Raw genomic sequence first — 13,590 nt, forward strand, 5'->3', positions numbered from 1 at the left:
AGCTTTGGATTGCAGGAACCGTCCGTGATATCGTGCAGGCCGGTTGGGGGATGTTTGACGCCATCGCGCCGGCAGCCTAAGTTGCGGATCGTGCAACTCGGCACCGCTCACTCGTCCCTGATTTAAAGCGCTCCGGCGCTACGAGTGGGCGGAGTCGCACGATCTCCATGCAGGACTATGCAAGTCTGATCGATGCGGGCTTTCTGAAAGCCAAGTTGAAGGCGCGGCAGAAGCGCTTTCCGACCGTTCAGGACGTCGACAACGAGATTTCCTAGATCAAGGCGCATGACTGTGTCGCCGGGCTGAATCGCCTCAGGGTCTGTTTCTACGACGCGCCTCCCGCGACCGGCCGCCTGCGCAATCCGATCGACGGCTCGATCTACGACCTCTCGAACCACCCTCATTTCAAGGACAATGTCGGTCTGCATCAGGGGGTGGAGATGATGCCCGACGTCGCCCTGCGCCAGGGCGAGACGTCGGTCAGCGGATGGGCGCTCGGCAATGCCGCCTTGAAGGACATCGACAAGAACGGACCGCGGATGCCGGCCGCCACGGATTTCGTCCCGAAGATCGAACAGAAGGGCGTCGATCTGCGGATCGGTCTGGACATCGCGCGGCTCTCGCTCCGTCGCCTCGTGAGCGCCATCGTCGTGGTGACGGGCGACAGCGACATGGTTCCGGCCTTCAAGTTCGCGCGGCGCGAAGGCATGCGGGTCTATCTCGACCACATGGGACACGGCGTGAAGCGCGACCTCAAGGTGCATGTCGATCGAATCGTCTGACGCTTCCCTCAGCCCCGCTCCGTCTCGCCCGCGATCGAGCGCGTGAGCACCAGCACCGGGGCCATGCCGATGGCCACGATGAGGAGGGCGGCGACGGCGCCGTCCTGGAAGGCGGCGCGCGAGGCCTGGGCGTAGACGTGGGTGGCGAGCGTGTCGAAGTCGAAGGGGCGCAGGAGCACGGTGGCGGAGAGTTCCTTCACGCAGTCGACGAAGACGAGGAGGAGCGAGGTCAGGAGGGCGGGGCGCATCAGCGGCAGCAGCACCTCGCGCAAGGTGGCGGCCGGGCCGCGGCCGAGCGTGCGCGAGGCCATGTCGAGATGCGGCGAGACCTTGGCGAAGCCGCTCTCCACCGAGCCGTGTCCCATCGCCATGAAGCGCACGATGCAGGCGAAGACGATGGCCGCGCCGGAGCCCGACAGGAGAAGCCCGGTCGAGACGCCGAAGGCCGAGCGCATCAGCGCGTCCAGCTGGTTGTCGAAGGCGGCGAAGGGCACGAGGATGCCCATGGCGAGCACCGTGCCGGGAATGGCGTAGCCGGCCGAGCCGATGCGCGACAGGGCCTCCAGCCGGCGGCTCTTGGTCAGGCGCGCGCCGTAGGCCATGGCGAAGGCAATGGCGACGGTGAGCACCGCCGCGGTGCCGGCGATCGCCAGACTGTGCCAGGCCGCGCGCCAGAGCGCGGGGTCGGAGAGGTCGGCGAGCCGGCGCGAGGCGTAGTCGGCCAGGACATAGGCGGGAATGCCGAAGCCGAGCAGGATCGGCGTGGCGCAGGCGAGGATCGCAAGGCCCGCGCGCCAGCCCGTCAGCGGTTCGAGGCCGGCCTTCGCCCCGTCGCCGCGCGCCACCGTGAAGCGCTGGCGCCGGCGCGCATGCCGCTCCAGGAGCACGAGGCCGACGATGACCGCGAGCATGGCGAGCGCGATCTGCGTGGCGCCGACGAGGTCGCCCCGGTTCAGCCATGTGGCGTAGACGGTGAAGGTGAGCGTCTGCACGCCGAGAAATTCCACCGCGCCGATGTCGTTGACCGATTCCATCAGCGCCAGCGCGACGCCGACGGCGATGGCCGGGCGCGCCATCGGCAGGAGCACGGTGAGGAAGACGCGCAAGGGACCGGCGCCGAGCGTGCGCGCGACGTCTGCGACGCGCCGGCCCTGCATGGCGAACATCACCCGCACGGTCAGGAACACGTAAGGGTAGAGCACCGAGGAGAGGATGAGGACGGCGCCCCAGAGCGAGCGGATCTCGGGAAACCAGTAGTCGCGCCGCGAGGTGAAGCCGAAGAGCGAGCGGATCGCGCTCTGCACCGGCCCGACATAGTGCAGATACTCGTTGAAGCAGTAGGCGGCGATATAGGTCGGCACCGCCAGCGGCACGACGAGGGCGACGGCGAGGACGCGGCGTCCGGGAAAGCGGAAGCTCGTGACCAGCCAGGCCGGCACCGTGCCGAAGACCGCCGTCACGAGCGCGACGCCCGCCATCAGCTCGGCCGTGACGAGGGCGGAGGAGGGCAGGACGGTGGAGAGAAGATGGCTCCAGTTCTGCGAGACGCCGCCGAACGCGATGACGAAGAGCGCCACGATCGGCAGGGCGACGAGCAGGGCCAAGAGGCCCGCCACGAGGAGCACGGTCCGTTCGCCCGCCGGACGGCGGTGGCGAAGGCGGTCGTCTCGCCGGGCGAGCGTCTGGCTGGAACTCATGGGGCCTCTTCGGATCGTGCCGGAAACGGCGAGGCGGCGCCCGGGGGAATGCCCCGGACGCCGCCATCGGTCTCGTCGGTTCGGCTCAGGCCTTGGGGCCGTTGTCGAAGTCCACCTCGTCGATCAGCTGCGAGGCCTTGGCGCGCTGGGCGGCGATTTCCGAAAGCGAGAGCGTGTCCGGCTTCATCTCGCCGAAGGCCTTGACCGTGTCGGAGACGGCGACGCCCGCCTTCAGCGGATATTCGTAGTTGATCTGCGCGTAGATCTGCTGCGCCTCGTCCTCGGTGAGGAATTCCATGAACTTCACCGCGTTCGCGCGGTTCGGCGCGTTCTTGGCGAGGCCCATGCCGGAAATGTTGACATGCGTGCCGCCGTTCTCGAAGGTCGGCATCACGACCTTGATGGCCGCCGCCCAGTCCTTCTGCTCCGGCTCCTTCTCGTTGTTCTGCATCAGGCCGACATAATAGGTGTTGCCGATGGCGATGTCGCACTGGCCGGAGGCGATGTTGCGGGCCTGGTCGCGGTCGCCGCCCTGCGGGGGCGTGGCGAGATTGTCGCGAAGGCCGGTCAGCCAGGCGCGCGTCTCCTCCTCGCCGTGATGGGCGAGATAGGCCGCGACGAGCGCGACATTGTACTGGTGCTGCCCCGAGCGGATGCAGATCTTGCCCTTCCACTTGGGATCGGCGAGGCTCTCGTAGGTGATCGGCTCGTCGCCGACGCGCTCCCTGGAGGCGTAGACCACGCGGCCGCGGGCGGTGACGCCGGCCCACATCTTGTCGCCGTCGCGGAAGGCCAGGGGAATGTCGCGCTCGATGATCTCGTCGGTCAGCGGCTGGAGGATGCCGGCCTGCTTGGCCGCGTCCAGACGGCCGACATCGACGGTGAGGACGACGTCCGCGGGCGAGTTGGCGCCTTCGGCGGCCACGCGCTCCTCGAGGCCCTTCTCGATGAAGATCGTCGCGGTGGTGAGGCCCGTCTTCTTGGTGAAGGCGTCCAGCAGCGGCTGGATGAGGGCGGGCTGGCGCGAGGAATAGATGTTGACGTCGGCGGCGGACGCCGCGCCCGTGAGGGCGGTGCCGGCAAGGGCGCCGATCACCAGCGAGCGCAGGGAGCGGGCGAGAAGCGGGGACATCGTCGAGACCTCGAAGCTGCGGGCGAACCCTTGGAACGGGTGGCACGCGGCCGCGGGGCCGGCCGTTGTCGCGCCGGCTCCGCGACAGGTGCCGGGAACGGGCCCTGAATGCCGGGGGCGCAGCCTCCTGGCAAGCCGAAAACGACAAAAGAACAGTCAAATCATATGGTTAGAACTGTTCCAATTTTGAACCGTTCTAAACTGGAGCCGTCCCCTCCGAAATCCCGCCGGCCTCAGTCGGCGAGAACACGTTGGGCGGGAAAGGAAATTTCCACCAGGGTGCCCTCTCCGGGCGAGGAGGAGATGGCGAAGGCGGCACGGTTGGCCTCCGTCAGCGCCTTGGTCAGCGGCAGGCCGAGCCCGGTGCCTTCGCCGCGCCCGCGCTCGCCTGGCCGCACCTGGCGGAAGGGCGTCAGCGCGATCTCGATCTCGCTCTCGGTCATGCCGATGCCGCTGTCGCGCACCCGCATGACCACCGCGCCGTCGTTCGCATAGCTCGTCGAGACGATGATCTGACCGCCGCTGGAGGTGAAGCGGATGGCGTTGGAGACGAGGTTCAGCGCGATCTGCCGGATCGACCGGCGGTCGGCGACGACGGGGGGCACCGAGGAGGGCAGGTTGGAGCGCACGATGACGCGCTCGCGCATGGCCTGGGGCTGCAGCAGCGAGACGGCTTCGGCGATCACGTCGTTCAGGAGCACGGATTCGAAGGTGAGATCCACCTTGCCCGCCTCGATCTTGGACAGGTCGAGAAGGTCGTTGACGAGATCGAGGAGGTGGTGGCCCGAGCGCTTGATGTCGTCGAGGTATTCCAGGTAGCGCTCCGAGCCGAGCGGGCCGTGGCTCTCGCTCGCCATGACGTCGGCGAAGCCGATGATGGCGTTGAGCGGCGTGCGCAGCTCATGGCTGATATTGGCGAGGAAGCGCGTCTTCTGCTGGCTCGCCTCCTCGGCCTCGCGTCGGGCGGAGACGAGATCCTGCTCGATCGTCTTCCAGTGCGCGATGTCGCGGATCACGGCGCAGATGGCGCCGGCATCCGGCAGGCGGCCGAGGGTGAGGGACAGCGGGATGAAGCCGCCCTGCGCCACGCGGCCGATGACCTCGCGGCCCTCGCCGATGAGACCGGCCACCCCGTCCCGCTTCAGCGTCTCCAGATAGTCGAGCGTGGAACGCTGGCTCTCGTGGGCGAAGAGCGTGACGAAGGGCCGCCCGGCCGCGTCGTCCGGCTCGATGCCGAAGAGGGAGAGGGCCGAGCCGTTCATGGCGCGGATGCGCCCGGCCGCGTCGAGCAGCACCACGCCGTCCGTCGCCGTGTCGAGGACGACGCGCAGCTCGGCATTCTCGCGCCGAAGCCGCGCCAGCTCGCCGTCGCCGTCGTTCGAGGGCTCCGGCCGCTCGTCCTGCGCCTTCGCCGCCTCGGCATCGCCCGCCTCCACGAAGGACATGACGAGGCAGGAGCGCCCGGCGAGCGTCAGGCGCTGGAGATGGGCGCGCACGGGAAGGGTCTCGTCGTCGGCGCGGCGGATATGCACGATGCCTTCGGTCCCCGGCAGGTCGCTGGTGGCGAAGAGGCGGGCGAGCCCGCCGGTGGCGCCGAGCGCCTGCGCCTCGTGGCCGGTGAGGGCGCGGAAGCGCGCATTGGCATAGACCAGCGCCTCGCGCACCTGGACCAGGACGGCCAGCGGCATCGTGCCGTAGAGCGTGTCGAGTTCGGCGACGAGATCGGCCGGCGCGCCGGCTTCCTCCACGCTCTCCTCGGCCTCGCCGGCCTCGGCTGCGGCGGCGTCGCCCGTCGCCTGGGCCTCGGCCTCGTCCATCGCCCTCACGCGGGCGGCGGCGGCGCGGATCGCCTCCTTCAGTCCCTTGTCCGGGTTCTTCTCGCCGAGCGTGGCCCCGATCGCCCGGAAGGCGGCCTCTTCCGTGGAGGAAAGCGAGGGCTCGCGACCCCGGCGACGCTCTTCCAGGCGGATCACCTTCTGCGGCGCGTCCTCGCTTTCGGGCGGCGTCTCGCGCCGGCCGAAGGACACGGGCGCGGCATTGACGCGCGTCAGCGGATCGCCGTCCGCGTCCGCGTCCGCGTCGCTCTCGCCCGGCATGGGCCCGACATCCTCGAGCGCGAAATCGGCACGGGCGAGATCGAGGCCGAGACCGTCCGGGTCCTCGATCGTCTCGGCGAGGCGCACGATGCCGAAACCGCGGAATCCGTCGAAGCTGCGGTCGCGTGCATAGACGGGCAGCGCCGCCAGATCGATGGGCGCCTTGCGGGCGGAATTCTCCACCGGCCAGTAGACGGTGCGCCCGGACCAGGTGTCGCGGCGCTCCAGAAGCTGCTGCACCTCGCCGTCCGGATCGAGCCCGTAGGCCGAGGCGACTTCGCGGAAACCGAGATCGAGGACGTCGGCCGAGCGCGGCCCGACGGCGGCGGCAAATTCGGGCGAGAGCGAGCGGAAGCGGCCCTGCTCGTCGATGCGCCAGACGAAGCGCACCGGCGCGCCGTCGAAGCGCGGGCGGAAGGGAAGCTCGGGTGCCGCGCCCGCCTCGGCCGCAACGGAGCCCGGCGTGTCGTCGGTCTCAAGGGCAGGGGCCTCGGGGGCGGGCGCCGCGCGCCTGTCCTCGTCGGCGCGCGGAGCACTGTCGTCCGGTGCGATCGGGGCGGGCGCCGGCGCCATGGCGTCGCGGTTCGGCTCCACGTCACGTTGCGCGTCGCCGCGCAGGAAAGGCGCCTCATCCGGCGTCCCGGCATCGAGGGCGGCCGCCTCTTCGGTGCCGGCCGGCGGTTCGGGGAAGGCCTGCTCGGCCTCGAGGGCGGGATCGACCGGCGCTGCGACGGCGGCAGGCGCGTCGGCGGGCGTCTCGGTCCCGTCCGCATGCGGCTCGGCCACGACCGGCGCGCCCCAGACCGAGCACAGGGCCGGCCGCGGGGCGGCGGAAACGAGGGATGCGGCCGGCAAGGCGGCCGGCACGGGCGCCTCCGGCGCGCTCTGCGTGGAGGCGGCATCCGGCGCCATGTCCTGCGGCGCGCGTTCGTCGGAGGACGCGTGCGTTCCCGGCGCTTCGCCGGTCCGCGCGACCGCCGGGGCGTGCGACGCCTGCCCGGCCGCGTCGCCTGTCCCGGGCTCGCCCGAAGGCGCCGCCTCCGTCGCCGCGGCGTCCTCCGCCGGCGCGCGCAGGCCGACGGCGCTTTCGAGCCGCGAGTGCCAGCGTTCCAGAAGTGCGCCGATGGCGCTGCGGCGCGGTGCGTCCGCCCCGTCCTCGGACCCGCCGAGACTGTCCGCCGCCGCCTCCGCAAGGGCGGCCGGGCTCGGCGCCTGCGCCTCGGGCGCGGCCTCGATGGCGGCGGCGACATGATCGCCGGCAAGGCGCCAGAAGCGCGCGGCGCGCCCGTCGGCCAGCACGCGCGCGGCGCGGCGGTCCGCGCCGGCGCGGAAGCCCTCGAGCGCCTCGTCGAGCAGGGCCTCTCCCAGCGTCTCTTCGGGCGAGAGCAGCGCCACGGAAGCGTCCTTCAGCTCCGCGGCAAGGCGCGCGCGCCCGGCGACGGGATCCTGCGAAGCGGCCCGCAGGTCGGAGGCGAAGGCGAGGGCGAAGGGCGCGCCGTCGATCTCGATCGTGGAAAGCGCGATCGTCGCGGCCTGGCCGATGGAGCGGCCGGCCCCCGGCAGGAGGGCGCTTGCCGAACCGCTGCGCGAGAAGGCGCGGGAGGCCGCGCTCAGCTGGCGCAGCGCGGCGCTGGGGCGCGCGACGGCCCCGTCCTGCAGCCCGGGCCCGCCGAGCCCGAGAAGCGCCGCGGCGAGGGGATTGGCGAAGATCGGCCGCGCCAGATCGGCGCTGAACACGGCGAGAAACGCGCCGGGCCCGTCGCGGTCGGCGACGTCGGCCAGCGACAGGATCTCGAGCGCGTTCGGCAGGGAAGTCGGCGCCATGCGATGCATCCAGTTCGTCGGGGCGACAGGTCTTGAGGCAGGACGCCGGACCTCCGGCAACAGGCCCGTCTTTACGAATGATTCATACTCGCGACAGGCGCACGAATCCAGAACGGCGGCCTGCGAGACCACCGCCGTCTCCTGCCACGGTTAATGGCGGCGGCGGCGCCGGGATCTCGCGGGCGCGAACGGTGCCTGCCCAATTATGTTGCATTGCACAATGAAAATTGCTAGGTGGTCGGTGTCTGTGATCTTTGCAAAGCCGGGTGCTGCTGCAAGTCTGCAGGCAAGATCACGCAAGAGGAGGCAAAGATGTCGAATACAGGAAACGATCCGTTCGGTTTCGGTGGCCAGTCGCCGATGATGGGCATGGATCCCTCGCAGCTCAACGAGACGTTCCGCGCCATGACGCAGAAGTCGATGGAGCAGTCCAAGGAGGCCTACGGCCGGATGAAGGCTGCCGCCGACGAGGCGACGCGTTCGCTCGAATCGACCATGGAGAACGCCCATCAGGGGTCGCTCCAGCTCTCCAAGAAGGCCATCGACGCCATGCGCGCCAATGCCGAGGCGGGCTTTTCGCATCTCGAGAACCTCATGGCCTCGAAGTCCTTCGCCGAAGTGATCGAGAAGCAGACGGCCTACGTGCGCAAGCAGGTCGAGCTCGCCACCGATCAGGTGAAGGAGATGCAGGCCATCACCCAGTCCGTCGCGCAGGACATGATGCGCCCGGGCAAGGAAGCCTTCCAGAAGGCGGCGGACTCGATGAAGCGCTAAGGCGCTTCCGGGTTTTTCGACAAGCCGGGCCGAACGCGGCCCGGCCGCTCCCTCGCGCGCCGTCGCGGGGAGACCATCGCCGCTCCGTGACGAACGGACCGGCGCAAATCACTTGCCAGCGCCCGCGAAAGATTTTATGGGCAGGGGGCAAGTCGGGGCTCGCCAGCCCCTGCATGCGGTTGTAGCTCAGCTGGTTAGAGCGTCGGATTGTGGCTCCGAAGGTCGGCGGTTCGAACCCGCCCAACCGTACCACCTTGCTTTTCCCTTTCTTGAGACAAGCCGCCGCTGCAAAGAGCAAGGCTTATCCGCGCCCACGGGCTCGAACCCGACGCCGCGCGCCGTCCCGTCCGACCCCGGATGATGGCCCCTCGGGAGTGGCAGGCCGCCTGGACGCGGTCGTCTCGTAGGCTGGCGCGAGGTGAGGTCCGCCGGACCGGCATTTCTGGACGAGGGCGGCGCTGAATGAAGGCGTCGGCTCGGCAAGCCTTTTCCGGTCTCGTCCTTCGTTTCGCCGTCCTGCGGATCGGCCGAGCCACCCGGCGGAGGCGGACAGGGACGGCCGATCCTCCGGCCCCGTCGCGACCATGGGTCGCCTGCCCGATCCTCTCCCTCTCGACCCCTCTTCCATGCGATCGGACGACCCCGCCCGCTGCGTCTAGAACAGCGAGCCCTGGCCGGGCGCGATGGCCTTGGCGCGGGCGGCGCGGCGGCGGATGGGGGCGGCGGGCAGGGTCCGGTCGCCGGGCACGCTGCCGAGCGGGGCGTCGCCGTCGGTCGCCACCGCCTCGCGGCGCTGCGTGCGCGTGGCGGGGTCGTCGTCCGGGCGCCAGTCGGGATTGGCGAACTCCACCTGGAATCGCGTGCCGGGGCCGAGCGCGTCGGCGCGGGTGATCGGCGTGCGGCCGTCCTCGGCATAGACGATGGCATAGCCGCGTTCGAGCACCTTGCGCGGATCGAGCGTGCCGGCGATGCGCCAGAGACCGCCGAGCGTCTCGCGCCGGCGCTCGGCGGCGCGCCGCTCCAGCGTCTGGAGGCCCGCGCCGAGCGCGTCGAGGCGCAGGCGCGCGGCCTCGCTGCGGGCGCGGATGATGTGGGGCTGCAGGCCGCTCGCCGCCTCGTCGTAGCCCCGGCGCAGGCGATGCAGGATGCTGCCGATGCCGCGGGCGGCATCGCTCTCCTGCTGGCGCAGACGCGCGCGGCGCTCGCGCAGCGCCCCGTCGAGAATGCCCGGCGACAGGCGGCCGGCGCTTTCCGCCAGATGCCGGCGCCGGTCGGACAGCGCCAGCGACAGGCCGCGCGTCAGCCCGCTCTCGGCCTCGTCGAGGCGTCGGCGCGGCAGGGCGAGCAGCATGTCGGGCGCCGGCAGGGCGCGCGCGGTCGCGGCGAGCGCGCGCGCCTCGCGATCGAGCCGGCGCGTGACGGCCCCGCCGAGCCGGGCCTCGAGGCCGGCAAGCACGGCCTTCAGTTCGGCCCGCACCGGCACCACGATCTCGGCGGCGCCCGTCGGCGTCGGCGCGCGCCGGTCGGCGGCATGGTCGAGAAGCGTCCAGTCCGTCTCGTGGCCGACGGCCGAGACGAGCGGGATCGCCGAGGCGGCGGCCGCGCGCACCAGCGTCTCGTCGTTGAAGCCCCAGAGATCCTCCAGGCTCCCGCCGCCGCGCGCCACGATGAGGACGTCCGGCCGCGGCACCGGGCCGCCGGGTTCGATGGCGTTGAAGCCCTCGATCGCCGCCGTCACCTCCGCCGCGCTCGTCTCGCCCTGCACGCGCACGGGCCAGACGAGGACATGCAGCGGGAAACGGTCGGCGACGCGGTGCAGGATGTCGCGGATCACGGCGCCGGTCGGCGAGGTGACGACGCCGACCACGTTCGGCAGGTAGGGCAGCGGGCGCTTGCGCGCGGCGGCGAAGAGGCCTTCGGCCTCGAGTCTCGCCTTGCGCTCGTTGAGGAGCGCCATCAGCGCGCCGGCGCCCGCCGGCTCCAGCGTCTCGATGACGATCTGGTATTTCGACGAGCCGGGATAGGTCGTGAGCTTGCCCGTCGCGATCACCTCCAGCCCCTCCTCGGGGCGGAAGGGCAGGGCGGCGAAGGCGGTGCGCCAGACGACGGCGTCGATGCGCGCCTTGTCGTCCTTCAGGCAGAAATAGGCGTGGCCGGAGGAATGCGGCCCGCGATAGCCCGAGACCTCGCCCCGCACGCGCACATGGCCGAACTGGTCCTCGATCGTGCGCTTGAGCTTGTTGGAGAGGTCGGAGACCGACAGTTCCAGGACATTGGGCACGCCGCCCTGCGGGACGGCGGCGGCGGTGCGGGCCGAGAGCGGCGTGCGTCCCCCCCTCGCGCTCACCATCCGGCGGCCACCATGCCCGGGCGATGGCGCTGCGAGCGGATGATGCGCGTCTCCGGCACCTGGCTGGGCTTGGCCTGCGTCTCCACCGGGGCGAGATTGGCGAGGCTCGCGCGGATATGCTCGACGAGGGCGTCGACCGCGGGCGCATCGGCGGTGCGCGCCCGCATCACGCCGATCTCGGTCTCCTTGAGGGTCGGGAAGCCCTCGTGTTCGCCGAGGATGCGCATGCCCGGCCGCAGCGCGCATTCGGCGAGCACGCTGACGGCCAGGCCCGACAGGACCGCCGAGGTGATGATCTGCGCCGACCAGGAGGTGAAGAGCACCTTGTAGCGCCGCCCGATCGCGTCGAGCGCCTGACAGCCCTCCACGCGCCACGCGCAGTCGAGGCGCCCCACCGCCAGCGGCAGGATCTCGGCGCGGTGCACGTCGTGCGAAGCGGAGGTGACGAAATGCAGAGGCTCGCGCCGCACGATCTCCACGCCGTTGAAGTTGCGGTGGCAGTCGGTGACGAGCGCGACGTCGAGCCGGCCCTTCTCGACATGCTCCACGAGATGGCTCGTCGGCTCGCAGGCGATCTGCAGCTCGACCAGAGGGTTGGAGCGGGAGAAGCGCGCCAGGATCTCCGGCAGGAAGCGCTCGGCATAGTCGTCCGGCAGGCCGATGCGCACATGGCCCTGGACGGCCTCGTCGTCGAAGGCGAGCAGCGCCTCGTGGCTGAGCGTCAGGAGGCGCCGCGCATAGGTGAGGAGCCGCGCGCCCCCCTCCGTCAGCCGCACGGCGCGGCCGTTGCGCTCGAACAGGGAGAGGCCGAGCCGCTCCTCAAGCCGGCGCATCTGCATGGAGACGGCCGACTGCGTCTTGAAGACGTCCTCGGCGGCGCGGGTGAAGCTGCCGCTGTCGACGATGGCGACGAAGGTGCGGAGCTGGTCGAGATCGAGCGGAGAGGCCATGCGGTTTTCTCATCACGAACGCTGATGGGTGAGATTACCAACATTCGTTGGCGTCATCAATCGCGCCGGCCTACCTTCCTCCCTGTCAGGAAGACCTCGGGAGCCCACCAGCCCCGCCCGCACAGCATGCGGGCGGGAACGGGCTCCCCTTTTTCCCGAGGACCAGAAGTGGCTGTTTGAAAGGAAACTAGGCCATGACGATCGTTGCGAGACCCACCAGAACCACCCGGTTCCTGCCTCTCACCCTGCGCCCGGCCATCGCCGCCCTGCGCGCGATCGTGAAAGCCCTGATCAATCGCCGCGCCGCCATGCGCGTGTCGGAGATGCCGGACCGCATGCTGAAGGATATCGGCCTGCGGCGCGACGACATCCACGACGCCCTGCATGCCGACTGGCGCGACGATCCGACCTTCCGCCTGGCGATCGCCGCCGCCCGCGCGCGCCACCGCATGGAGCCGTGACGCCCGGCCGACACGGCCCCGGACCCGATCCCGAAGACGCCCGGCGCCCCACGCGCCGGGCGTCTTCGCTTGGAGGTCAGCCGGCCGAGGCGTCGCCGCCCTCGGTATGGCCGAGGAGTTCGTTGGTCATCAGGATCTTGTCGATCCGGTGCCCGTCGAGGTCGATGACCTCGATCGTCCAGCCGCTCCAGGCGACCGATTCGCCCGCCTCGGGAATGTGGCCCATCCGGTCGAGCACGAAGCCCGCCACCGTTTCGTAGTCGCGCTTGCGCGGGAAGGAGACGCCGGGAACCTTCTCCTCCAGCTGGTCGATCGGCATGGCGGCGTCGACGAGCCAGGAGCCGTCGTTGCGCTGGATCGCGGTGAGATCGTCCTCGTTGCCCTCGGGGAGGGAGCCGGCGATGGCGATGAGGATGTCGGTCGGCGTGGCGACGCCCTCGAAGGAACCGTACTCGTCGAGAACGATCGCCATGTGGATCGAGCCGGTGCGGAAGCGCTCCAGGAGCTTCAGGATCGGCATCGTCTCGTGCACGTAGAGCGGCTCGCGCATGGCGCCCTTGAGATCGATCGTGCCGGTGTGGCGCTGCTGCTCGAGAAGGTCCTTGGTCTGCACGATGCCGACGACCTCGTCGGTCTCTGTGTCGATGACGGGGTAGCGCGAATGGGCCGTCGCCTGGATCTCGTCGAGGAGCGTCGAGGCGTCGTCCTTCATGTCGAGCCAGATCGTGTCGGGGCGCGGCACCATGATGGAGCGCACGGTGCGGTCGGCGATGCGGATCACCCCTTCCAGCATCTCGCGTTCCTTTGGCTTGAAGACGCCGGTCTGCGTGCCCTCGGCGATCATCGCCTTGACGTCCTCCTCCGTCACGCCGTCGTCGCGCTCGCCCCCGCCGCCCAGGAGCGCGGCGACGCCGTCCGTCGAGATGCGCAGCAGCCAGACGATCGGCGCGCCGATCTTGGCGATCACCGTCATGATCGGCGCGACCTTGGCGGCGATCGCCTCGGCCCGGTTGAGGGCGAAGCGCTTGGGGACGAGTTCGCCCAGGATGAGCGAGAGATAGGTGATGATGACGACGACGATCACGAAGGCGACCGTCTCGGCATAGGGGCCGACGACGGGCCAGTCGGCCATGGCCGCGCCGAGCGGCGCGGCGAAGACCGAGCCGCCATAGGCGCCGGCGAAGATGCCGACCAGCGTGATGCCGACCTGCACGGTGGAGAGGAACTCGGTCGGGTCCTCCATCAGCTTCAGCGCGCGGCCGGCGCCGCGGCTTCCGTCCTTGCGCATCTGCTCCAGCCGAGAGCGCCGGGCCGAGACGAGCGCCAGCTCGCTCATGGCGAAGAAGCCGTTGAGGAGGATGAGGAAGAGGACGATGGCGACGTTTGTCAGAAGCACTGGGATACCGATCGGGACACGAGGGCGTCGGTCGGCGCCTGGAGGCGCTCGACCGGCGTCGGGCCGGAGCCGGCGGGGCCGGGCTCCGGGGGCAGATGGGCCGCCTGCGGTGAGGTGGTCTCGACCCG

The 13,590-nt window shown here is 70.5% G+C and carries 9 protein-coding genes and 1 tRNA gene; 4 read left to right on the top strand and 6 right to left on the bottom strand.

The window, feature by feature from the left end; genetic code table 11:
• Positions 1–440 precede the first annotated feature (440 nt).
• The gene (locus ASG48_RS00245; RefSeq protein WP_055843722.1) at positions 441–782 is read left to right on the top strand and encodes an NYN domain-containing protein; all 342 of its coding nucleotides are present in this window, start codon (positions 441–443) and stop codon (positions 780–782) included.
• Between the two features lie 8 nt (positions 783–790).
• On the opposite strand, the gene ASG48_RS00250 is transcribed toward ASG48_RS00245, so the two are convergent.
• The 3 genes from ASG48_RS00250 to ASG48_RS00260 form a co-directional block, all read right to left on the bottom strand.
• Positions 791–2,479 (bottom strand): iron ABC transporter permease, encoded by a 1,689-nt coding sequence (locus ASG48_RS00250; protein ID WP_055843724.1) that lies wholly within the window; start codon positions 2,477–2,479, stop codon positions 791–793.
• A gap of 85 nt (positions 2,480–2,564) precedes the next feature.
• Entirely contained in the window at positions 2,565–3,611 is a 1,047-nt protein-coding gene (locus ASG48_RS00255; protein ID WP_055843726.1) for a Fe(3+) ABC transporter substrate-binding protein, read from the bottom strand.
• Positions 3,612–3,844: 233 nt separating this feature from the next.
• The gene (locus tag ASG48_RS00260) at positions 3,845–7,531 is read right to left on the bottom strand and encodes a histidine kinase dimerization/phospho-acceptor domain-containing protein (RefSeq protein ID WP_156381388.1); all 3,687 of its coding nucleotides are present in this window, start codon (positions 7,529–7,531) and stop codon (positions 3,845–3,847) included.
• A gap of 312 nt (positions 7,532–7,843) precedes the next feature.
• On the opposite strand from ASG48_RS00260, the gene ASG48_RS00265 reads away from it, so the two are divergent.
• Both ASG48_RS00265 and ASG48_RS00270 read left to right on the top strand, forming a co-directional pair.
• On the top strand, positions 7,844–8,305 hold the full coding sequence (locus ASG48_RS00265; protein ID WP_055843731.1) for a phasin: 462 nt from the start codon (positions 7,844–7,846) through the stop codon (positions 8,303–8,305).
• Between the two features lie 175 nt (positions 8,306–8,480).
• A tRNA-His gene (locus ASG48_RS00270) sits at positions 8,481–8,557 on the top strand.
• Positions 8,558–8,960: 403 nt separating this feature from the next.
• On the opposite strand, the gene xseA is transcribed toward ASG48_RS00270, so the two are convergent.
• Entirely contained in the window at positions 8,961–10,655 is a 1,695-nt protein-coding gene (gene xseA, locus ASG48_RS00275; RefSeq protein ID WP_082529139.1) for an exodeoxyribonuclease VII large subunit, read from the bottom strand.
• Positions 10,649–11,605: a LysR family transcriptional regulator gene (locus ASG48_RS00280; RefSeq protein WP_055843733.1), complete on the bottom strand. Its 957-nt coding sequence runs from the start codon at positions 11,603–11,605 to the stop codon at positions 10,649–10,651. Before ASG48_RS00280 ends, xseA begins: the two co-directional genes overlap by 7 nt.
• Positions 11,606–11,799: 194 nt before the next feature.
• On the opposite strand from ASG48_RS00280, the gene ASG48_RS00285 reads away from it, so the two are divergent.
• The gene (locus tag ASG48_RS00285; RefSeq protein ID WP_055843734.1) at positions 11,800–12,066 is read left to right on the top strand and encodes a DUF1127 domain-containing protein; all 267 of its coding nucleotides are present in this window, start codon (positions 11,800–11,802) and stop codon (positions 12,064–12,066) included.
• A gap of 76 nt (positions 12,067–12,142) precedes the next feature.
• On the opposite strand, the gene ASG48_RS00290 is transcribed toward ASG48_RS00285, so the two are convergent.
• Positions 12,143–13,462: a hemolysin family protein gene (locus ASG48_RS00290; protein WP_082529140.1), complete on the bottom strand. Its 1,320-nt coding sequence runs from the start codon at positions 13,460–13,462 to the stop codon at positions 12,143–12,145.
• Positions 13,463–13,590: the final 128 nt, after the last annotated feature.

This window comes from Aurantimonas sp. Leaf443, from assembly GCF_001425575.1.
In the GTDB taxonomy this organism is placed as follows: Bacteria; Pseudomonadota; Alphaproteobacteria; order Rhizobiales; family Rhizobiaceae; genus Leaf443.